Here is a 21020-nt window from a genome sequence, read left to right as displayed (position 1 = left end):
GATGTGTCCCGCCGCCTGTTCACCTCGGAATCTGTGACCGAGGGTCACCCCGACAAGATCGCTGACCAGATCAGCGACACCATTCTCGACGCCCTCCTCCAGGAGGACCCGACGTCCCGCGTCGCCGTCGAGACCCTGATCACCACCGGCCTGGTGCACGTGGCCGGAGAGGTGACGACGAAGGCGTACGCGCCGATCGCCAGCCTCGTGCGCAACAAGATCCTCGAGATCGGCTACGACTCCTCCAAGAAGGGCTTCGACGGCGCCTCCTGCGGCGTGTCGGTGTCCATCGGCGGACAGTCCGCCGACATCGCGCAGGGCGTCGACACCGCGTACGAGAGCCGTGTCGAGGGCGACGAGGACGAGCTCGACAAGCAGGGCGCCGGCGACCAGGGCCTGATGTTCGGCTACGCCTGCGACGAGACCCCCGAGCTGATGCCGCTGCCGATCCACCTGGCGCACCGGCTCTCCCGCCGCCTGTCGGAGGTCCGCAAGAACGGGACCATCCCCTACCTGCGCCCCGACGGCAAGACCCAGGTCACCATCGAGTACGACGGCAACAAGGCCGTGCGCCTGGACACCGTCGTCGTCTCCTCCCAGCACGCGTCCGACATCGACCTGGACTCGCTGCTGGCGCCCGACATCCGCGAGTTCGTCGTCGAGCACGTCCTCAAGGAGCTCGTCGAGGACGGCATCAAGCTCGACACCGACGGCTACCGCCTGCTGGTGAACCCGACCGGCCGCTTCGAGATCGGCGGCCCGATGGGCGACGCCGGCCTCACCGGCCGCAAGATCATCATCGACACCTACGGCGGCATGGCCCGCCACGGCGGCGGCGCCTTCTCCGGCAAGGACCCGTCCAAGGTCGACCGCTCGGCCGCGTACGCCATGCGCTGGGTCGCGAAGAACGTCGTCGCCGCGGGCCTGGCCGCCCGCTGCGAGGTCCAGGTCGCCTACGCCATCGGCAAGGCCGAGCCCGTCGGCCTCTTCGTCGAGACCTTCGGCACCAACACGGTCGAGACCGAGAAGATCGAGAACGCCATCGCCGAGGTCTTCGACCTCCGCCCGGCCGCGATCATCCGCGACCTCGACCTGCTCCGCCCGATCTACGCCCAGACCGCGGCGTACGGCCACTTCGGCCGCGAGCTCCCGGACTTCACCTGGGAGCGCACGGACCGGGTGGACGCCCTGAAGAAGGCCGCGGGCCTGTAAGCCCCGGCTCGCCCACGCTGTGCCGTGTACGGCCCCGGACCGGGGAATCGGTCCGGGGCCGTACGCGTACCCGCCCGCCCGCTGTGCCCGCCCCGGGCCGAGGGCCCTCCGCTGTCAGTGGGGTCTGGTAGGACTGTGGCTGTGAGCAGCGAGAACGGGCGGGCCGGCGGGGCCTCGGAGTCGGAACACGGGGAGCAGCTCGCGTTCATCCGGGAGACGGTGCGCAAGGCGAAGGTGCCGCGGGCGAAGCCGCGGACGTGGCGCGGCGCCGCGCTCGCCGGATCCCTGCCCGTGGCCCGGGTGCTGGTCGACAAGGGCCCCGTCCACCTCGACCAGCTGTGGGAATACGCCGTTCCGGCCGAGCTCGACGCTGTCGCCCAGCCGGGCACGCGGGTCCGGGTCCGCTTCGGCGCGGGCGCCCGCAATGTGCGGGAGGGCCGCCGGGAGGGCGGCGGGCTCCTCGACGGATACATCGTCGAGCGGGTGGCCGAAGCCGACTACCGAGGCCCGCTGGCGGCCCTGGCCCAGGTCCTGTCGCCCGAGCCCGTGCTCAGCCCCGCCCTGTACGAGCTGTGCCGCTCGGTCGCCGATCGCTACGCCGGATCGCTCGCGGACGTGCTGCAGCTGGCGGTGCCGCCCCGGCACGCCCGCATCGAGGCCGAGCCGTCCCCCGAACCGCTGCCCGCACCGCCACGGCCCGGTCCGGGCACCTGGTCCCGCTATCCGACCGGCCCGGCCTTTCTGGACGCGGTCTCCCGGGGCGACTCGCCACGTGCCGTGTGGACGGCCCTGCCCGGCCCCCACTGGCCCCAGGAGCTGGCCCGGGCCGCCGGCACCGCGCTCGCCGCGGAGCGCGGCGCACTGCTCGTCCTGCCGGACGGCCGGGCCGCCGCCCGGGTCGACGCCGAGCTGACCGCGCTGCTCGGTGCGGGACGCCATGTCCTGCTGACCGCCGACCTCGGCCCCGAGGAGCGGTACCGCCGCTGGCTGGCGGTCAGCCGGGGTTCCGTGCGCGTCGTCGTCGGGACCCGGGCCGCCATGTTCGCGCCGGTGCGCGCCCTCGGCCTCGTCGCGATCTGGGACGACGGCGACACCAGCCACAGCGCGCAGAACGCTCCGCACCCGCACGCCCGCGAGGTGCTGATGTCCCGGGCGGCCCACGAGAAGGCGGCGTTCCTGCTGGGGGGCTTCGGCTGCACGGTGGAGGCGGCCCAGCTGATGAACACCGGCTGGGCCCTGCCGCTGGCCGCCGACCGCGACCGGGTCAGGACGACGGCGCCCCGGATCCGTACGGTCGGCGACGCCGACGAGGCGCGGGACGCGGCCGCCCGCGCCGCACGGTTGCCCACCGTCGCCTGGCAGGCGGCCCGGGAGGGCCTCAAGCACGGCCCGGTGCTGGTGCAGGTGCCGCGCCGGGGCTACGTCCCCCGGCTCGCCTGCGAGCGCTGTCGCGAGCCCGCGCGCTGTGTGGCATGCGTCGGCCCCCTGGAGGCGACGGCGGGCGACGGCGGCCTGCGCTGTGGCTGGTGCGGCCGGGCACACCCGGACTGGCACTGCGCCGAGTGCGGCGGGAGGCTCCTGCGTGCCCGGGTCGTGGGGGCCGGGCGCACCGCGGAGGAGCTGGGGCTGGCCTTCCCGTCGGTGCCCGTGCGCACCTCCGGCCGTGACCACATCCTCGACACCGTCCCCGACCGCCCGGCGATCGTCGTGTGCACGCCCGGAGCCGAGCCGGTGGCCGAGGGCGGCTACGCGGCGGCCCTGCTCCTCGACGGCTGGGCCCTGCTCGGCTTCCCGGACCTGCGGGCGGGCGAGGAGGCACTGCGCCGCTGGCTGGACGCGGCGGCGCTGGTGCGGAGCCAGGCCGAGGGCGGCACCGTCGTGATCGTCGCCGAGGCGACGCTCCGCCCGGTCCAGGCGCTCGTCCGGTGGGACCCCGTCGGGCACGCCGTGCGCGAGCTGGCCGACCGCGCGGAGCTGCGCTTCCCGCCCGTGTCGCGGATGGCCGCCGTCTCCGGGCCGCCGGAAGCCGTGGCCGAGTTCCTCGCGGCGGCCGAGCTGCCGGCGGACGCGGAGGTGCTCGGGCCGGTGCCCATGCGCGTCACGGCACCCGGCCGGCCGCGCCGGCCGGGTGAGGCACCGGCGGGGGAGCGGTGGGACCGTGCCCTGCTGAGGGTCCGTCCCGGGCGGGGCGCCGTGCTGGCCTCGGCGCTCAAGACCGCCCAGGCCGCTCGGCTGGCCCGCCGCGACGGCGAGCCGGTGTCGCTGCGGATCGACCCGCTCGACATCGGCTGAGCCGGGGGCGACCGAGCCGGGGCCGGGGGAGCGGCGCCGGTGGGCCCGAGTGCCCTCCCGGACCTGCCCGGCCGACGCCCGGACCCCGACCCAGCCGGTCGGCCGGTGCCGACTTACGACGCCAGGGCACGACCGCGCTCCCGACCGCCACGGGCCCGGCCCGCTCAGCCGTTGCGCGGCCCCGGAAAGGCCGGTGGCCTCGGCTCGTCGCGGTGGGGGGCCACGCTCTGGACCGGGACCGTGCGGGCCGCGGGGACGGCCGGGACCGTCGCAGGCTCGGCGGTGCGGACCGCCTCCGCGGGCTCCGGGGTGCTCTGGCCGGTGGACCGGCGGGCGCCGTAACGGCGGTGCACCGCCTGCTTGGTGACGCCCAGCGCCGACCCCACCGCGTCCCACGAGAAGCCCAGCGAGCGGTCGAAGTCGACCGCGGCCGTCACCAGCGTCTCGACGCTGTCCCGCAGCTCCTGCGCCAGCCGTACGGTCGGCGCGGGGGCCCGCCCGTAGACGACGAAGCCGGCCGACGGGCCGGTGCGCCGCGGGCGGTAGACGTTGCCCAGCTGAGCGGTGAGGGTGCGCAGGGCGTCCACCTGCCTGCGGACCCGCTCGATGTCCCGGACCAGAAGATGCAGGCTGGCCCGTGCCTGGGCGTCGTGGGTTGCGTGGTCGGCCATGAAGTAGCCTCTCGGACCGGCGGGTAAAAGGACTAAAAAAGGCGAGAGTTGACAAGGAACGGAAGCGGGCCGCTGCCGCGGCCCGTTCAGGTCAATCTCTCTTGACCACAACGCGCTACTGGCCGCCGGGTCACGGTATGGGGGCGCACATCCGCCGGAATGGGGCGCGTGAGTGCCCGTACGCCCCCTGGGGAAGCGGGCCCCTAGACTGGTGGGCTGTTCCACTCGGCGCTCGAGGAGAGGTAGTTCGCCACCCATGAGGCTCGTCTTCGCCGGCACCCCCGAGGTCGCCGTCCCCGCCCTCGACGCCCTGATCGCCTCCGAGCGGCACGAGGTCGTCGCCGTCGTCACCCGGCCGGACGCCCCCGCCGGGCGCGGCCGCCGGCTGGTCGCCAGCCCCGTCGCCCAGCGCGCCGAGGAGGCCGGCATCGAGGTGCTCAAGCCCGTCCGGCCGCGTGAGCCGGACTTCCTCGCCCGGCTGACGGAGATCGCCCCCGACTGCTGCCCGGTCGTCGCCTACGGCGCGCTGCTGCCCAAGGCCGCCCTGGAGGTCCCGGCGCGCGGCTGGGTCAACCTCCACTTCTCGCTGCTGCCCGCCTGGCGCGGCGCCGCCCCCGTGCAGCACTCGATCCTGGCCGGCGACGAGGTCACCGGCGCCTCCACCTTCCTGATCGAGGAGGGCCTGGACTCCGGGCCGGTCTATGGCGTGCTCACCGAGCACGTACGCCCCACGGACACCAGCGGCGACCTGCTCACCCGGCTCGCCTTCGCGGGCGCCGGGCTGCTCTCCGCGACCATGGACGGGATCGAGGACGGCACCCTGGAGGCCGTGCCGCAGCCGGCCGACGGCATCTCCCTCGCCCCGAAGATCAGCGTCGAGGACGCCCGGCTGGACTGGTCCGCGCCCGCCCTCCGGGTGGACCGCGTGGTGCGCGGCTGCGCCCCCGCCCCGGGCGCCTGGACGGTCTTCCGCGGCGAGCGGCTCAAGGTGATGGCCGTCGCCCTCGACACCGCCCGTACCGACCTCGCCCCCGGCGCCGTCGCGGCGGGCAAGAACTCCGTGCACGTCGGCACCGGGTCGCACGCGGTGGAGCTGCTCTGGGTCCAGCCGCAGGGCAAGAAGCCGATGAAGGCGGCCGACTGGGCCCGCGGCGTCCGCATCGCCGAGGGCGAGCGGCTCGGCGCGGCGTAGCCCCTGCGGCCGCCCCCCTCAGCCGTCCTCCGCGGCCGTCCCCCGGCGGCCGGGCGGCGGCCCGGCCTCCCGCGGCCACCGGCCGGCGCCCCGCCCGGCGTACGCTTGACCTCTTCACCACCCAGCTCCGGAGCACCTTTCTCGTGAACGATCGCGCCCCTCGCCGCCCCGCAAAGCCCTACCGCCGGCCCAAGAAGGACCCGGTACGGATCCTCGCCTTCGAGGCGCTGCGGGCCGTCGACGAGCGCGACGCCTACGCCAACCTGGTGCTGCCCCCGCTGCTGCGCAAGGCCCGTGAGCAGGAGGGTTTCGAGGCGCGCGACGCCGCCCTCGCCACCGAGCTCGTCTACGGCACGCTGCGCCGGCAGGGGACGTACGACGCGATCATCGCCTCCTGCGTCGACCGGCCGCTGCGCGAGGTCGACCCGCCGGTCCTCGACGTGCTGAGCCTCGGCGCCCACCAGCTGCTCGGCACCCGCATCCCGCCGCACGCGGCGGTGTCCGCCAGCGTCGAGCTGGCCCGGGTCGTGCTGGGCGACGGCCGCGCGAAGTTCGTCAACGCCGTGCTGCGGAAGATCACGGCGCATGACCTCGACGGCTGGCTGGAGCGGGTCGCCCCGCCGTACGAGGACGACCCCGAGGAGCACCTCGCCGTCGTCCACTCCCACCCGCGCTGGATCGTCTCCGCCCTGTGGGACGCGCTCGGCGGCGGCCGGGCCGGCATCGAGGACCTGCTGGACGCCGACAACGAACGGCCGGAGGTCACGCTCGTCGCCCGTCCCGGACGCGCCACGACCGAGGAGCTGCTGGCGGCGGTCGGCGAGGACTCCGCCCTGCCGGGCCGCTGGTCGCCGTACGCCGTGCGGCTCGCCGAGGGCGGCGAGCCCGGTGCGCTGGAGGCCGTGCGCGAGGGCCGGGCCGGCGTCCAGGACGAGGGCAGCCAGCTGGTCGCGCTCGCCCTCGCGTCGGTGCCCGTGGAGGGGCCGGACACCCGCTGGCTGGACGGCTGCGCGGGTCCCGGCGGCAAGGCGGCGCTGCTCGGCGCGCTGGCGGCGGAGCGGGGGGCCGCGCTGCTGGCCTCCGAGAAGCAGCCGCACCGCGCCCGGCTGGTCGAGCGCGCGCTGGCCGGCAACCCCGGCCCGTACCAGGTGATCGCCGCCGACGGCACCCGTCCGCCGTGGCGGGAGGGCGTCTTCGACCGGGTCCTGATGGACGTGCCCTGCACGGGCCTCGGCGCCCTGCGCCGCCGTCCCGAGGCGCGCTGGCGCCGCCGTCCCGAGGACCTGGCGGGCTTCGCGCCGCTCCAGCGCGACCTGCTGCGCGAGGCGCTGCGGGCCGTACGGGTCGGGGGCGTCGTCGGCTACGCGACCTGCTCGCCGCACCCGGCGGAGACGAAGGCCGTCGTGACGGACGTCCTCAAGCGGGACGGCGTGAGCGCGGAGTGGATCGACGCGCGCCCGTACATGCAGGGGGTCCCGGCGCTCGGGGACGGCCCCGACGTCCAGCTGTGGCCGCACCTGCACGGCACGGACGCCATGTACCTGGCACTGCTGCGCCGCACGGCGTAGGTTCCCCGTCCCGCCCCGGGCCCGGGCACGGCAAGGGGCGGGTAGGGGAAAGAACCCCCCGCATGGCAGGCTTAAGGGCATGGCCGTGCAGATCAACCCCAGCATCCTCTCCGCCGACTTCGCCCGCCTCGCCGACGAGGCGCAGGCGGTCAAGGGCGCCGACTGGCTCCACGTCGACGTGATGGACAACCACTTCGTCCCCAACCTGACCCTCGGCGTGCCGATCGTCGAGTCGCTGAGCCGGGCCACGGACATCCCGCTGGACTGCCATCTGATGATCGAGGACCCGGACCGCTGGGCCCCGCAGTTCGTGGAGGCGGGCGCGGGTTCCGTGACCTTCCACGCGGAGGCGGCCGCCGCCCCCGTGCGGCTGGCGCGGGAGATCCGGGCCAAGGGGGCGCGCGCGTCGATGGCGCTCAAGCCCGCGACGCCGATCGAGCCGTTCGAGGACCTGCTGCCCGAGCTGGACATGCTGCTGATCATGACGGTCGAGCCCGGCTTCGGCGGCCAGGCGTTCCTCGACATCATGCTCCCCAAGATCCGCCGCACCCGTGAGCTGATCTCGCGCCATGGCCTGGAGCTGTGGCTGCAGGTCGACGGCGGGGTCTCGGCGGAGACCGTGGAGCGCTGCGCGGAGGCGGGGGCGGACGTCTTCGTGGCCGGATCCGCCGTCTACGGTACGGACGACCCGGCGGCCGCCGTACGCTCCCTGCGCGCGCAGGCGGAGCGGGCCACGGCCGGTGCGCCCTGGGCCTGCGCCCACTGACGCAGCCCCCGGCGCTCGCCCGAAATGCTGAGGGCGAAGGTCAAGGGCTGATCAAGGACCGCCGTTTCTGACAGGATGACGGTCGAGTCCAGAAGCTTGAACAAGTAGTGAGGAGACCGCGGTGTCGACGGGCCGTTCAGCCACGCCGATGGGGCCCGCCGAGCTGGTGCAGGCGGCGGCGATGGCCCGCCGTTTCTATCTCGAGGGCAAGTCGAAGATCCAGATCGCCGAGGAGTTCGGCGTGAGCCGCTTCAAGGTCGCCCGGGTGCTGGAGACCGCGCTCGAGCGCGATCTCGTGCGGATCGAGATCCGGGTCCCGGCCGAGCTGGACGCGGAGCGCTCCGACGCGCTGCGCGCCCGCTACGGCCTGCGGCACGCGGTCGTGGTGGAGTCCCCGGCCGACGCCGCGGACGACGCCCCCGACCCCGAGAACCTCGGCGAGGTGGCGGCGGACCTGCTCGGCGAGCTGGTGCACGAGGGCGACGTCCTCGGCCTGGCCTGGGGCCGCTCCACCATCCACATGGCCGCGGCCCTGCACCGGCTGCCGCCGTGCACGGTCGTCCAGCTCACCGGCGTCTACGACGCGGGCACCGCCGAGCGCGGCTCGGTGGAGGCGGTGCGCCGGGCGGCCCAGGTCTCCGGCGGCGAGGCGCACCCGATCTACGCCCCGATGCTGCTGCCCGACTCCGCCACCGCCGCCGCCCTGCGCGGCCAGACGGGCATCGCGCGGGCCTTCGACTACTTCGACAAGGTCACCGTCGCCGCCGTCTCCATCGGCTCCTGGGCGCCGGGCATCTCGACGGTCTACGACATGCTCACCGACGAGGAGCGCGCGCAGTACGCCTCCCTCGGCGCCGCCGCCGAGATGTCGGCGCACCTCTTCGACGCCGACGGCCGCCGCATCGGGCGGGACCTGGGCGAGCGCTGCATCACCGTCGAGGCGGACCGGCTGCGGCGCATCCCGGAGGTCGTCGCCATCGCGGGCGGCTCCCGCAAGGCGGCCGCGATCGGCGCGGTGCTGCGCTCCGGGCTGGTCACCAGCCTGGTCACGGACACCGCGGCGGCCGACTATCTGCTGCTGGAGACGGGCCCGGGGCCCCGGCCGGCCCTGGACCGGGCGGACCCGGACGGCGCCTGACCGCCCGGTCAGGCGCCGGGCGGGGGCCCCTCGGCCGGATTTAGGACGATCCGACCAGGGCGTACCGCCGGTACTGGAGGTTCGGCCCGGGCTGCGCACACCGGTCGCCATGGGAGAATGAAGTACGTGCTTTTCCCTCGGCATGCCTTGTCGGGGGTCACCTCCGAACGACTGGGATGTTCAGCACGTGCGTTTCCTCAATGACCAGAAGCCGCCGTACGACCTGACGTACGACGATGTGTTCATGGTGCCGAGCCGCTCCGCGGTCGGTTCCCGCCAGGGTGTGGACCTCTCCGCCCCCGACGGCACCGGCACCACCATTCCGCTCGTGGTCGCGAACATGACCGCGATCGCCGGCCGCCGGATGGCGGAGACGGTCGCCCGCCGCGGCGGCCTCGTCGTCATCCCTCAGGACATTCCGATCGAGGTCGTCACCGAGGTCATCTCCTGGGTCAAGAGCCGTCACCACGTGCTCGACACCCCCATCGTGCTCGCCCCGACGCAGACCGTCGCCGACGCGCTCTCGCTGCTGCCCAAGCGGGCACACGGCGCCGGCGTCGTGGTCGACGAGGAGCAGCGCCCGGTCGGCATCGTCACCGAGCACGACCTGACCGGCGTGGACCGCTTCACCCAGCTGTCCGAGGTCATGTCCAAGGAGCTGCTGCTCCTCGACGCCGACATCGACCCGCGCGAGGCGTTCGACCAGCTGGACGCCGCCCACCGCAAGCTCGCCCCGGCGGTCGGCAAGGACGGCCGCCTGGCCGGCATCCTGACCCGCAAGGGCGCCCTGCGCGCGACGCTGTACACCCCCGCCACGGACGCGGACGGCAAGCTGCGCATCGCCGCCGCCGTCGGCATCAACGGCGATGTGGCCGGCAAGGCCAAGGCCCTGCTGGCGGCCGGCGCCGACACGATCGTCGTGGACACCGCGCACGGTCACCAGGAGTCGATGATCAGCGCGATCAAGGCCGTGCGGGCGCTCGACCCGCAGGTCCCGATCGTCGCGGGCAACATCGTCGCCGCCGAGGGCGTGCGCGACCTCATCGAGGCCGGCGCGGACATCATCAAGGTCGGTGTGGGCCCCGGCGCCATGTGCACCACCCGCATGATGACCGGTGTGGGCCGCCCGCAGTTCTCCGCCGTCCTGGAGTGCGCCGCCGAGGCGAAGAAGTTCGGCAAGCACGTCTGGGCCGACGGTGGCGTCCGCCACCCGCGTGACGTCGCCATGGCGCTCGCCGCCGGTGCGTCCAACGTCATGGTCGGCTCCTGGTTCGCCGGGACGTACGAGTCCCCGGGCGACCTCCAGCAGAGCGCCGACGGGCGGCTGTACAAGGAGAGCTTCGGCATGGCCTCGGCCCGCGCCGTGCGCAACCGCACCAGCGAGGAGTCGGCCTACGACCGGGCCCGCAAGGGTCTGTTCGAGGAGGGCATCTCCACCTCGCGGATGTTCCTCGACCCGGCCCGTCCGGGTGTCGAGGACCTGATCGACTCGATCATCGCGGGTGTCCGTTCCTCCTGCACCTACGCCGGCGCCGGCTCCCTGGAGGAGTTCGCCGAGCGTGCCGTCGTCGGTGTCCAGAGCGCCGCCGGCTACGCCGAGGGCCGGCCGCTGCACGCCAGCTGGCAGTAGTCCCCGCACGGCTCCGAAAGGGGCGCGGTCCGATCCGGACCGCGCCCCTTTCGGCGTTCTCGGGGGTCCCGCGGGCGGCGTGATCTGGACCACGGTATTCCGCCCACATGTACCGATTCATGATGTGAGATGCAACGATTGACTGTGAATGCCCCCCATGCGCAATGATCGAACGCTCATGCGCAAGAATGGTGCATTACGAGCGCGGGCCCTCAGCTCATAAGGTCTGCGCAGTACGTGGAGTGGCGGATACCGCTTGCTCGGCGATTCCCCCTCTGCCTCGGGTCGGCTCCCCCTGCCCACAGCACCCCCCTGAGGGCGTCTCGCCGCCGGTCATCCCCCCTCGGCAGGCATCGACGAATGGAGCCACCTCAGTGTTGGACAACGGCACAGCGCCCCCCGTCACGGACGACGGGAAGACGTCGTCCTCGCGGCCGGCCGCCGGCTTCGTGAGCGGTGTCATGCGGCGCAAGCCCGTCGAGCGCCTGGTCGCCGAGGGCGGCCAGGGCGAGGGCGGCACGCTGCGGCGCTCGCTCGGCATGTGGCAGCTCACGATGATCAGCATCGGGGCCACCCTCGGCACCGGCATCTTCGTGGTGCTCGGCGAGGCCGTGCCGAAGGCCGGCCCGGCCGTCGTCATCTCCTTCGTCATCGCCGGCCTCACGGCGCTGTTCTCGGCGCTCTCCTACGCCGAGCTGGCGGGCTCCATCCCCGTCTCCGGCTCCTCGTACTCCTACGCCTACGCGACCCTCGGCGAGATCGTCGCCTGGGTCTGCGGCTGGTGCCTGATCCTGGAGTACGGCGTCTCCGTCGCGGCGGTCGCCGTCGGCTGGGGCCAGTACCTCAACGAGCTGCTCGACGGCACCATCGGGGTCACCATCCCGGCCTCACTGGCCAACCCGCCCGGCACGGACGGCGGCATCTTCAACCTGCCCGCCCTGCTCGTCGTCCTGCTCTGCATGGCCTTCCTGCTGGGCGGCGCCAAGGAGAGCGCCCGCGCCAACACGATCATGGTCGGGGTGAAGATCGCGGCCCTGCTGCTCTTCTGCGGCGTCGCCTTCATGGGCATCCGCGCCGGCAACTACGCGCCGTTCATGCCGCTCGGCCTCGGCGGCGTCAGCGCCGCGGGCGCCAGCCTCTTCTTCTCCTACATCGGCTTCGACGCCGCCTCCACGGCGGGCGAGGAGGCCAAGGACCCGAAGAAGGACCTGCCCAAGGCGATCATGCTGTCGCTGCTCATCGTGACCGCCCTCTACGTCCTGGTCGCGGCGGTCGCCGTCGGCGCCATGCCGTGGGGCGACTTCGAGGGCTCCGAGGCGGCCCTCGCCGGGATCATGAAGGACGTCACCGGCCAGAGCTTCTGGGCCGTGCTCCTCGCCGCCGGCGCCGTCATCGCCATCGCCAGCGTCGTCCTGACCGTCCTCTACGGCCAGACCCGCATCCTCTTCGCGATGTCCCGCGACGGGCTCGTCCCCAAGACCTTCTCCAAGGTCCACGAGAAGACCGGCGTGCCGCGCGCCAACACCGTGATCGTCTCGCTCTTCTGCGGCGTCCTCGCCGCGGCCGTGCCCCTCGGCGAGCTCGCCAACGCCACCAGCATCGGCACGCTCTTCGCGTTCGCCCTGGTCAACGTGGCCGTCATCGTCCTCTTCTTCACCCGCCCGACCATGGAGCGCACCTTCCGGGCACCGCTCTCCGGCGTCCGGATCCCCTTCGGCGGGCGCACGGTCCCGCTCGCCCCGCTCTTCCCGGCCATCGGCTTCGGGTTCTGCGTCTACATGATGCTCAGCCTGCCCGGCACCACCTGGCAGTACTTCGGCGCATGGATGCTCGTCGGTCTTGTGATCTACTTCATCTACGGGAGGAGCCGTTCGCGGCTGGCCCGGGAAGACCAGCAGGTATCTCTAGAGAAGTGATCCACCCGCAGTGCGACTGAACGATCTCGACGAACGCATCGTCCACGCCCTCGCCGAGGACGCCCGCCGCTCCTACGCCGACATCGGCACCGAGGTCGGCCTGTCCGCCCCCGCCGTCAAGCGGCGCGTGGACAGGCTGCGGGCCGAGGGCGCCATCACCGGGTTCACCGTCCGGGTGGACCCGGCGGCGCTCGGCTGGGAGACCGAGGGCTTCATCGAGATCTACTGCCGCCGGAACACCTCGCCCGAGGCGATCCACCGCGGCCTGTCGCGCTACCCGGAGGTGGCGTCCGCCTCGACCGTCACCGGCGAGGCGGACGCCATCGTCCAGGTCTTCGCCTCCGACATGCGCCACTTCGAGCGCGTGCTGGAGCGCATCGCGGGGGAGCCCTTCGTCGAACGGACCAAGTCCGTGCTGGTGCTCTCCCCGCTGCTGCGCCGCTTCAGCTCCGGCGCCCCCTCCTGAGCCGTCACCACCGGCACCGCGCCGGTGCGGGCTCCCCCGCGCACGGGGCGCGGGAGAGGATCGCCCCATGAGCAGCGGACCCGGTGAGAACCCCGGCGGCCCCCTCGGCGGGCCCGGCGCCGCCCGCCTCGACCTGAACCTGCTCGTCGCGCTCGACGCCCTCCTCGCCGAGGAGAGCGTCACCGCCGCCGCCGACCGGCTGGGACTCTCCGGCCCGGCCATGAGCCGCACCCTCGGCCGGATCCGCCAGGCCCTCGGCGACCCCGTGCTCGTACGCGCCGGCCGCCACATGGTGCCCACGCCGCGCGCCCTCGCCCTGCGCCCCCGGGTGCGGCGGGTCCTCGACGACGCCCGCGGTCTCTTCACCGCCGAGGCGGAGGCCGACCCGGCCACCCTGGCGCGCACCTTCACCCTCAGCGCGCACGACGGCAACATCCTCGCCTTCGGCCCGGCACTGCTGCGCCGCGCCGGCCACGAGGCGCCGGGCGTCACGCTGCGCTTCCTCGCCGAGGGCCCGGGCGGCCCGGCGCCGCTGCGCGACGGGGCGATCGACCTGGAGATCGGGGTCATCGACCGCCAGGAGCCCGAGATCCGCGTCGAGGAGCTGCTCCGGGACCGGATGGTCGGCGTGGCCCGGGCCGGTCACCCGCTGCTCTCCGGCACCGTCACCCCGCGCCGCTACGCCGCCGCGGGCCACCTCGTCGACTCCCGGCGCGGCCGGCTGTCCGGCCCGGTCGACGAGGCGCTCGCCGGGCACGGCCTGCGCCGCCGGGTCGTCGGCACCGTCCCCAACTTCGCCGCCGCGCTCCATGTGCTCTCCGGCACCGACGCCGTCGGGCTCGCCCTCGAGCGGCTCGGCACCCCGGCCGCCGCGGCGCTCGGCCTGCGGGCCTTCGGGATACCGCTGGAGCTCCCGCCGGTCGTCATCGCCATGGCCTGGCACCCCCGCCACGACGCCGACAGCGGGCACCGCTGGCTGCGCGGCCTGGTCCGGGACGCGGTGGGCGCGATCGACGCACCGGGGAGCGCTATGACGCCCACGCAATGAATCGCGCGGAAAAGACCAAAAGGCGCAACGAATCGTCCACCCACACGCAACAGTGGCGCCTTGTCGGGCCTGGAGCGCGGACCGTACCGTCAAGGCGTCTTAACGAACGCGCTCGTTTCCTTGAGCACGGCAGGTGGAAAGAGGCCGCATGACGCCGCTGCGTATCGCGCTGTACCAAGGCCCCGCCGGCGTTCCCGCCTCCACCGCCGACAGCCTCGCCTCGCTCGCCGCCGCCGCCCGCCGGGCCGCCGCCGCCGGGGCCCGGCTGCTCCTCACCAACGAGCTGTACCTCACGGGCTACGCGCTCGGCCCCGCGGTCTCGGACCTCGCCGAGCCCGCCGACGGACCGGGCGCCCGCGCGGTGGCCCGCATCGCCGCCGAGCACGGCCTGGCCATCGGCTACGGCTACCCCGAGCGCGACGGCGCCGGCACGGTCTTCAACTCCCTCCAGCTCATCGGGCCGGACGGGACGGGCCTCGCGAACTACCGCAAGACCCATCTCTTCGGTGAGTACGAGAACACGTACTTCACCCCGGGCTCCGAGCCGATCGTCCAGGCCGAGCTCGACGGCGTCCGCCTCGGCCTGCTGATCTGCTACGACATCGAGTTCCCCGAGCCCGTCCGCGCGCACGCCCTGGCCGGCACCGAGCTGCTGCTCGCGCCGACCGCGCTGATGCGCCCGTACGAGATCGTCCCGCAGACGATCGTCCCGGCCCGTGCGTGGGAGAGCCAGCTCCACCTCGCCTACGTCAACCGCTGCGGCACCGAAGGGGACTTCTCCTTCGCCGGGCTCAGCTGCCTCGCCGCCCCCGACGGGACCGTGCGGGCCCGGGCCGGCGCGGGCGAGGACCTGCTCGTCGCCGATGTCGACCCGGCCCTGCTGAAGGCGTCCCGGGCCGAGAACACCTACCTCACCGACCGCCGACCGGAGTTGTACCGCTCACTCATCTGATCCCCCCTCGTACGGCCCCGCCGGATCCCCGTCCGGCCTCGTCCGACACCCCCCCGCCGAGGCGACGCGGCGCAGCGCAGCCCCGTGCCGCCGTCTTTCAGAGCCGCCCCCCATTCCGCAGGAGAGTTCAGCCGATGACGTCCATGGTGCCCACCGCCGCCCACGACGAGCAGTCGGAGCCGGCCCTGCCGCCGATCACGATGTTCGGTCCGGACTTCCCCTTCCCGTACGACGACTTCCTCGCGCACCCCGCGGGCCTCGGTCAGATACCCGCGACCGAGCACGGCACCGAGGTCGCGGTCATCGGCGGCGGCCTGTCGGGCATCATCGCCGCCTACGAGCTGATGAAGATGGGCCTCAAGCCCGTCGTGTACGAGGCGGACCGGATCGGCGGCCGGCTGCGGACCGTCGGCTTCGAGGGCTGCGACCCCTCGCTCACCGCCGAGATGGGCGCCATGCGCTTCCCGCCCAGCTCCACCGCCCTCCAGTACTACATCGACCTGGTGGGCCTGGAGACCAAGCCTTTCCCCAACCCGCTGGCCCCCGACACCCCGTCGACCGTCGTCGACCTCAAGGGCGAGTCGCACTACGCCAAGTCCATCGACGACCTGCCCGCGGTCTACCGCGAGGTCGCGGACGCGTGGAACGCCTGCCTGGAGGAGGGCGCCGACTTCTCGGACATGAACCGCGCCCTGCGCGAGCGCGACGTGCCGCGCATCCGGGAGATCTGGGCCGAGCTCGTCGAGAAGCTCGACAACCAGACCTTCTACGGCTTCCTGTGCGAGTCGGAGGCGTTCAAGTCCTTCCGGCACCGGGAGATCTTCGGCCAGGTCGGCTTCGGCACCGGCGGCTGGGACACCGACTTCCCCAACTCCATCCTGGAGATCCTGCGCGTCGTCTATACCGAGGCGGACGACCACCACCGCGGCATCGTCGGCGGCAGCCAGCAGCTCCCGCAGCGGCTGTGGGAGCGCGAGCCGGGCAAGCTCGTCCACTGGGCACCGGGCACCTCCCTCTCCTCGCTGCACGACGGCGAGCCCCGCCCCGCGGTCACCCGGTTGCACCGCACGGCGGGCAACGGCATCACCGTCACGGACGCCGACGGCGACATCCGCACCTACCGGGCGGCGATCTTCACCGCGCAGTCCTGGATGCTCCTGTCGAAGATCGCCTGTGATGACTCGCTCTTCCCCATCGACCACTGGACGGCGATGGAGCGCACCCACTACATGGAGTCCTCCAAGCTGTTCGTGCCGGTGGACCGGCCTTTCTGGCTGGACAAGGACGAGGAGACGGGCCGTGACGTCATGTCGATGACGCTCACCGACCGGATGACCCGGGGCACGTACCTCCTGGACGACGGACCGGACAAGCCGGCCGTGATCTGCCTCTCCTACACCTGGTGCGACGACAGCCTCAAGTGGCTGCCGCTGTCGGCGAACGAGCGCATGGAGGTCATGCTCAAGTCGCTCGGCGAGATCTACCCCAAGGTCGACATCCGCCGCCACATCATCGGCAACCCGGTCACGGTCTCCTGGGAGAACGAGCCCTACTTCATGGGCGCCTTCAAGGCCAACCTCCCGGGCCACTACCGCTACCAGCGGCGTCTGTTCACCCACTTCATGCAGGACCTGCTGCCGGAGGACAAGCGCGGCCTGTTCCTCGCGGGCGACGACATCTCCTGGACGGCCGGCTGGGCGGAGGGCGCCGTGCAGACCGCGCTCAACGCCGTGTGGGGCGTGATGCACCAGTTCGGCGGCGGGACCGACGCCACCAACCCGGGTCCGGGCGACGTCTACGACGAGATCGCGCCGGTGGAGCTCCCGGAGGACTGAGCCGCGCGCGAAGTCCGCTGTGAGGGTCCCGTCCTCCCGTGCGCGGGAGGCGGGGCCCTCATCCCAGCGGGGTGAGCAGACACCGGCCGACCAGCCCGACGCCCGAGTCCAGCCGGTCGGTGAGCTCCTCCGCCACCTCGGGCAGCGTCCGCACCGCCCACAGCGCGCGGAACGACGCCCAGGCCGCGCCGCGGGCCGCGTCCAGGCTCCAGGCGCCGACCAGATGCGTCAGCGGGTCGGCGACGTCCAGGACGTCCGGCCCCGGCATCAGCTCCTCGCGGATCCGCCCCTCCATGGCGGCCAGCAGCTCACCGATCCGGTCGAAGTCGCCCTCCAGGGCCGCCGGTTCCGTCCCCAGCGCCCGGCAGGTGTCGGTCAGCGCCAGCGCGAGGTCGTGTCCGATGTGGGCGTTGATCCCGGCCAGCGCGAACTGCAGCGGCCGCACGGCGGGATGACCCCGCAGCTGGAACAACGGCCGCCAGCAGGCGGGCGCCCGGCCGCCCGCCGCGACGCCGTCCACGGCCGCCAGATAGCGCCCGGCGAACCGCACATCCAGCTCGGCCGCCGCCGGGCCGTCGGCGAATCCGCCGGACCGCACCCGCCGCGCGATCTCCTCCGTGACCGCCAGATACACCCGGTTGAAGACGGCCACGCCGTCCCTCGGCGGCAGCGCCGCCTCCAGCCCCCGCATCCGCGCCAGCACCTCCGCGACACCGGTGGGTGCGACGGGCTTCCCCCATGTCATCGTCATGCACACAGAGTGACATGCATGTACGGAGCGTAGGGACTTCGGTGGGGCACACCGCCCGAACGGGTGAACGGGCGAAGGGGTCAGCCCCGGTCGCGCGAGGGCGCGTCGCCCCCGTTCCCGTCTCCGGCCACAGGGTCGTAGCTGCTCGTGCCCTCGTCCAGCAGGGGTTCCTGCGTCTTGAGGTGGGCCGGGGCCAGGGCGCGCAGAACGTGGTAGCCGGACAGCACCACGATCGTGCCGAGCGCGATGCCGCTGAGCTCGAAGTTGTCGCTGACCTTCAGGCCGACGCCGCCGATGCCGATGATGACGCCCGCCGCGACCGGCACCAGGTTCAGCGGATTGCGCAGGTCGACCTTGTTGTGGACCCAGATCTGGGCGCCCAGCAGGCCGATCATGCCGTAGAGGATCACAGTGATCCCGCCCAGCACACCACCCGGGATCGCGGCGACCACGGCGCCGAACTTGGGGCAGACGCCGAAGAGGAGGGCGAAGACGGCGGCGGCCCAGTAGGCGGCCGTGGAGTAGACCCGGGTGGCCGCCATGACGCCGATGTTCTCGGAGTAGGTGGTGTTGGCCGGGCCGCCGACCGCGGTCGAGAGCATCGTCGCCGCGCCGTCCGCGGAGATCGCGGTGCCCAGCTGGTCGTCCAGCGGGTCGCCCGTCATCTCGCCGACGGCCTTCACATGGCCGGCGTTCTCCGCGATCAGCGCGATGACCACCGGCAGCGCCACCAGGATCGCCGACCAGCCGAAGCTCGGCGCGTGCAGCGAGGGGAGGCCGATCCAGTCGGCCTTGGCGACCCCGGAGAGGTCCAGGCGCCAGTGGTCCACGGCCTCGGTGCCGCCGTTCACCGAGTGGATCTTCCCGAAGACCCGGTCCAGGCCCCAGGACAGCGCGTAGCCGAAGACCAGGCCGAGGAAGATCGCGACGCGTGACCAGAAGCCGCGCAGGCACACCACGGCGAGGCCGGTGAAGAGCATCGTCAGCAGGGCCGTCCACTGGTCCTGCGGCCAGTACGTGCGCGCCGTGACCGGTGCCAGGTTGAAGCCGATCAGCATCACCACGGCACCGGTGACCACCGGCGGCATCGCCGCGTGAATGATCCGGGCGCCGAACTTCCGCACCACCAGACCGGCCGCGAACAGCGCCGCGCCGACCACGAGGATCGCCCCGGTGACGGCCGCGCTGCCGCCGCCCTGGGCCCGGATGATCGCGGCCACCCCGACGAAGGAGAGGCTGCAGCCGAGGTAGCTGGGCACCCGCCCGCGCGTCGCCAGCAGGAAGAGCATGGTGGCGACGCCCGACATCATGATCGCGAGGTTGGGGTCCAGACCCATGAGTACCGGAGCCACGAACGATGCCCCGAACATAGCGACCACGTGCTGGGCGCCGAGGCCCGCCGTCCGTGGCCAGGAGAGCCGCTCGTCCGGTCTGACGACGGCCCCGGGGGCGGGGGTGCGCCCGTCGCCGTGCAGGGTCCAGCGCACGCCGAGGCCCATGACTGCTCCTGATGTTCGTGGTGGGGGGGATTCGCCTCATGCTAAGCCGCGGCGGGTGGTGCTCCGCACCGTCGGGGCGGGGCGGCACCGCGCGGCGGACTGCTGCAATCGGGGCAATTGATGGTCCGTACGACTGTATGACCTGAATCTCCGGATGTTCCGGGTCGTCCGCACGGTATGCGTCCGTTGTCCGACTTCCTGCAAACAGGAGACTAGATATGCGCAAGCTCGTCGGCCGTACCGCGGCTGCCGCCGTTCTCGCCGCCGCCGCCATCGTCCCGCTCTCGGGCGTGGCCCAGGCCACCCCCGTGACCCCGGCGGTCCAGGCGTGGAGCCACGACCACGACGGTGACCGCGACCACCACGGCCACGACCACGGCCGTCACCACGACGGTGACGGTGACTGCGACGGCCGCGGCGGCTGGGGCGGCCACGGCCACCACGATGGCCGGGGCTGGGGCGGCCACCACGACGACTGTGACGGCTGGGGTGGCGGCCGTCACCACGGCGGCTGGGGCGGCTGGGGCGACTGGGACGACGACGGCGGTTGCGGCCGCCACCACGGAGGCTGGGGCCACGGCGGCGGCTGGGGCCACGGCTTCGGTGGCCTCGGCGGTCTCTTCGGCATCCTCTAGCCGGCACTCCCAGGCCGGATGATCCGGGCCGTACGGCGGCACCCAGAGAGGGGCCGCCGTACGGCCCGTTCCGCTGTTCGGTCCCCGTTTCCGGGGTGTCCCGCGATTTCCTTCTCCCCTACCCGCCCCTTCCCGAATGCCCTCAAGCGCCGGACGGGCTGATTTTCAGCCCGTCCGGCGCTTGAGGGCATCAGGGTCCGGGGCGGCGCCCCGGGGCCGGGCCCGTAGCACCCCGGCGCCCGCCACCAGCCCCGCCGTCAGCGCCGTGACCAGTTCGAACGACATCACCAGCGAGCCGGCGCCGGCGATCCGGCCGATCACGGCCGGGGCGATCAGCCATGAGGTGTAGGTGATCGTCGCGACGCCCGCGATGGCCTGGCTCGGCGCCGGACCGCTGCGCCCGGCGGCGGCGAAGGCCAGCGGCACGACGACGGCGACGCCCAGCCCGATCAGCGCGAAGCCCCCGACCGCCGGTGCCGGTCCGGTCGAGAGGACCACCAGCAGCCCGCCGGTGGTCGCCAGCGCGCCGCCCGCCCGTACCGTCCGTACGGGCCCGAGCCGCTCGGTCACCGCGTCGCCCGCGAACCGGGCGGCCGCCATGGTGCAGGAGAAGGCCGTGGTGCAGGCCGCCGCGAGGCCGGGCCCGGTGCCGAGGACGTCACGGAGGTAGACCGCCGACCAGTCCAGGCTCGCCCCTTCGGCGAACACCGCGCAGAAGGCCACCGCCCCGATGGCCAGCGCGGAGCGCGGCGGCAGCGCGAACCGGGGCGGCGGGTGCGATCCGGCCGCCGCCGGCGGGTCCAGGACCCGCCGGCAGGCGAGGACGCCCAGGACGAGGAGGACGAAGGCGGCGAGCCCCAGGTGGATCCGGGCGTCGAGGCCGGTGTGCGCGGCGACCGTGCCGGCGGCGGAACCGGCGAGCGCCCCCGCGCTCCACATCCCGTGCAGCCCCGACATGATCGACCGGCCCAGCCGCTCCTCCGTCTCCACGCCGAGCGCGTTCATGGCCACGTCCGTCGTCCCGGACGTGGCCCCGTACACGGCCAGCGCGGCGCAGAGGGCGGCCGGGCCGGGGGCGAGGGCGGGCAGCGCGAGCGAGGCGCACCACAGGGCGAGCAGCCCGCGCAGCGCGGCCCGCGCGCCGAACCGGTGCCCGATCCGGCCCGCCAGGGGCATCGCGCAGCAGGCGCCGATCGCGGGGCAGGCGAGGGCGAGGCCGAGCTCGCCCGCGCCGAGGTCCAAGTGGCTCTGGATCCAGGGGATACGGGTGGCGAAGCTGCCGCTCACCGCGCCGTGCACGGCGAAGACGGCGGCCACCGCGCGTCTCGCCCGGCGCAGCCGCGGGTCCGGCGGAGCCGTGCGTTCCGTTCGCCTCGCTCTGGTGGCCATGGACGCGCATCCTCCCCGACGGGGCCCGGGCGGGTCGAGCCTGCCGCGGACCCCGTTACC

The 21020-nt window shown here is 73.6% G+C and carries 17 protein-coding genes; 13 read left to right on the top strand and 4 right to left on the bottom strand.

All coding sequences use genetic code 11. From position 1 onward, the window contains the following. Positions 1-3 precede the first annotated feature (3 nt). Positions 4-1212 (top strand): methionine adenosyltransferase, encoded by a 1209-nt coding sequence (gene metK, locus AF335_RS31345; RefSeq protein ID WP_102921806.1) that lies wholly within the window; start codon positions 4-6, stop codon positions 1210-1212. Positions 1213-1353: 141 nt separating this feature from the next. After that, complete coding sequence (locus AF335_RS31340; RefSeq protein ID WP_102921805.1) at positions 1354-3504, top strand: primosomal protein N'; 2151 nt, start codon at positions 1354-1356, stop codon at positions 3502-3504. A gap of 164 nt (positions 3505-3668) precedes the next feature. Here the strand turns inward: AF335_RS31340 and AF335_RS31335 are convergent, their stop codons facing one another. Continuing rightward, positions 3669-4175, bottom strand: a complete 507-nt coding sequence (locus AF335_RS31335; RefSeq protein WP_102921804.1) for a hypothetical protein — start codon at positions 4173-4175, stop codon at positions 3669-3671. A gap of 256 nt (positions 4176-4431) precedes the next feature. Between AF335_RS31335 and fmt the strand changes: the two genes are divergently transcribed. From fmt to AF335_RS31285, 10 genes are all read left to right on the top strand, one after another. Beyond that, the gene (gene fmt / locus AF335_RS31330; RefSeq protein WP_102921803.1) at positions 4432-5367 is read left to right on the top strand and encodes a methionyl-tRNA formyltransferase; all 936 of its coding nucleotides are present in this window, start codon (positions 4432-4434) and stop codon (positions 5365-5367) included. Between the two features lie 143 nt (positions 5368-5510). Further along, a complete protein-coding gene (locus AF335_RS31325) occupies positions 5511-6935 on the top strand; it encodes an RsmB/NOP family class I SAM-dependent RNA methyltransferase (protein WP_102921802.1) in 1425 nt (474 codons plus the stop codon). 79 nt (positions 6936-7014) lie between these two features. After that, on the top strand, positions 7015-7701 hold the full coding sequence (rpe, locus tag AF335_RS31320) for a ribulose-phosphate 3-epimerase (protein ID WP_102921801.1): 687 nt from the start codon (positions 7015-7017) through the stop codon (positions 7699-7701). 148 nt (positions 7702-7849) lie between these two features. Next, complete coding sequence (locus AF335_RS31315) at positions 7850-8839, top strand: sugar-binding transcriptional regulator (RefSeq protein ID WP_184743126.1); 990 nt, start codon at positions 7850-7852, stop codon at positions 8837-8839. A 142-nt stretch (positions 8840-8981) separates the two neighbouring features. Continuing rightward, complete coding sequence (locus AF335_RS31310; protein ID WP_102921800.1) at positions 8982-10469, top strand: GuaB1 family IMP dehydrogenase-related protein; 1488 nt, start codon at positions 8982-8984, stop codon at positions 10467-10469. A 374-nt stretch (positions 10470-10843) separates the two neighbouring features. After that, entirely contained in the window at positions 10844-12385 is a 1542-nt protein-coding gene (locus tag AF335_RS31305) for an amino acid permease (RefSeq protein WP_184743105.1), read from the top strand. A 10-nt stretch (positions 12386-12395) separates the two neighbouring features. Next, positions 12396-12851, top strand: coding sequence for an Lrp/AsnC family transcriptional regulator (locus AF335_RS31300; RefSeq protein WP_095580789.1), 456 nt, complete (start codon positions 12396-12398; stop codon positions 12849-12851). A 67-nt stretch (positions 12852-12918) separates the two neighbouring features. Continuing rightward, positions 12919-13899 (top strand): LysR family transcriptional regulator, encoded by a 981-nt coding sequence (locus AF335_RS31295; protein WP_102921799.1) that lies wholly within the window; start codon positions 12919-12921, stop codon positions 13897-13899. 148 nt (positions 13900-14047) lie between these two features. Beyond that, on the top strand, positions 14048-14851 hold the full coding sequence (locus AF335_RS31290) for a carbon-nitrogen hydrolase family protein (protein WP_102921798.1): 804 nt from the start codon (positions 14048-14050) through the stop codon (positions 14849-14851). A 134-nt stretch (positions 14852-14985) separates the two neighbouring features. Beyond that, complete coding sequence (locus tag AF335_RS31285; RefSeq protein WP_102921797.1) at positions 14986-16686, top strand: flavin monoamine oxidase family protein; 1701 nt, start codon at positions 14986-14988, stop codon at positions 16684-16686. Between the two features lie 58 nt (positions 16687-16744). Here AF335_RS31285 and AF335_RS31280 read toward each other — a convergent pair whose 3' ends face one another. Together AF335_RS31280 and AF335_RS31275 are read right to left on the bottom strand one after the other, a co-directional pair. After that, entirely contained in the window at positions 16745-17437 is a 693-nt protein-coding gene (locus tag AF335_RS31280) for a DUF5995 family protein (protein ID WP_102921796.1), read from the bottom strand. Between the two features lie 80 nt (positions 17438-17517). After that, the gene (locus tag AF335_RS31275; RefSeq protein WP_102921795.1) at positions 17518-18936 is read right to left on the bottom strand and encodes a uracil-xanthine permease family protein; all 1419 of its coding nucleotides are present in this window, start codon (positions 18934-18936) and stop codon (positions 17518-17520) included. Between the two features lie 218 nt (positions 18937-19154). Here AF335_RS31275 and AF335_RS34965 point away from each other — a divergent pair, with 218 nt between their 5' ends. Then, positions 19155-19571, top strand: coding sequence for a hypothetical protein (locus AF335_RS34965; RefSeq protein WP_170127849.1), 417 nt, complete (start codon positions 19155-19157; stop codon positions 19569-19571). A gap of 165 nt (positions 19572-19736) precedes the next feature. Here the strand turns inward: AF335_RS34965 and AF335_RS31265 are convergent, their stop codons facing one another. After that, positions 19737-20960, bottom strand: a complete 1224-nt coding sequence (locus AF335_RS31265; RefSeq protein ID WP_102921793.1) for an MFS transporter — start codon at positions 20958-20960, stop codon at positions 19737-19739. Positions 20961-21020 lie beyond the last annotated feature (60 nt).

Source organism: Streptomyces eurocidicus (genome assembly GCF_002891295.1).
Classification (GTDB): Bacteria; Actinomycetota; Actinomycetes; order Streptomycetales; family Streptomycetaceae; genus Streptomyces; species Streptomyces eurocidicus.
Note: the sequence above shows the minus strand (reverse complement) of the source record. Positions and strands in the feature narration are given on the sequence as shown.

Excerpts from the sequence above, each read along its gene's own strand:
- AF335_RS31285 (WP_102921797.1), top strand. The coding sequence starts at position 14,986 with ATGACGTCCATGGTGCCCACCGCCGCCCACGACGAGCAGTCGGAGCCG.
- AF335_RS31290 (WP_102921798.1), top strand. The coding sequence starts at position 14,048 with ATGACGCCGCTGCGTATCGCGCTGTACCAAGGCCCCGCCGGCGTTCCC.
- AF335_RS31265 (WP_102921793.1), bottom strand. The coding sequence starts at position 20,960 with ATGGCCACCAGAGCGAGGCGAACGGAACGCACGGCTCCGCCGGACCCG.
- AF335_RS31310 (WP_102921800.1), top strand. The coding sequence starts at position 8,982 with ATGCCTTGTCGGGGGTCACCTCCGAACGACTGGGATGTTCAGCACGTG.
- AF335_RS31315 (WP_184743126.1), top strand. The coding sequence starts at position 7,850 with ATGGGGCCCGCCGAGCTGGTGCAGGCGGCGGCGATGGCCCGCCGTTTC.
- AF335_RS34965 (WP_170127849.1), top strand. The coding sequence starts at position 19,155 with ATGCGCAAGCTCGTCGGCCGTACCGCGGCTGCCGCCGTTCTCGCCGCC.
- rpe (WP_102921801.1), top strand. The coding sequence starts at position 7,015 with ATGGCCGTGCAGATCAACCCCAGCATCCTCTCCGCCGACTTCGCCCGC.
- AF335_RS31275 (WP_102921795.1), bottom strand. The coding sequence starts at position 18,936 with ATGGGCCTCGGCGTGCGCTGGACCCTGCACGGCGACGGGCGCACCCCC.
- AF335_RS31335 (WP_102921804.1), bottom strand. The coding sequence starts at position 4,175 with ATGGCCGACCACGCAACCCACGACGCCCAGGCACGGGCCAGCCTGCAT.
- AF335_RS31280 (WP_102921796.1), bottom strand. The coding sequence starts at position 17,437 with ATGACGATGACATGGGGGAAGCCCGTCGCACCCACCGGTGTCGCGGAG.
- fmt (WP_102921803.1), top strand. The coding sequence starts at position 4,432 with ATGAGGCTCGTCTTCGCCGGCACCCCCGAGGTCGCCGTCCCCGCCCTC.
- AF335_RS31295 (WP_102921799.1), top strand. The coding sequence starts at position 12,919 with ATGAGCAGCGGACCCGGTGAGAACCCCGGCGGCCCCCTCGGCGGGCCC.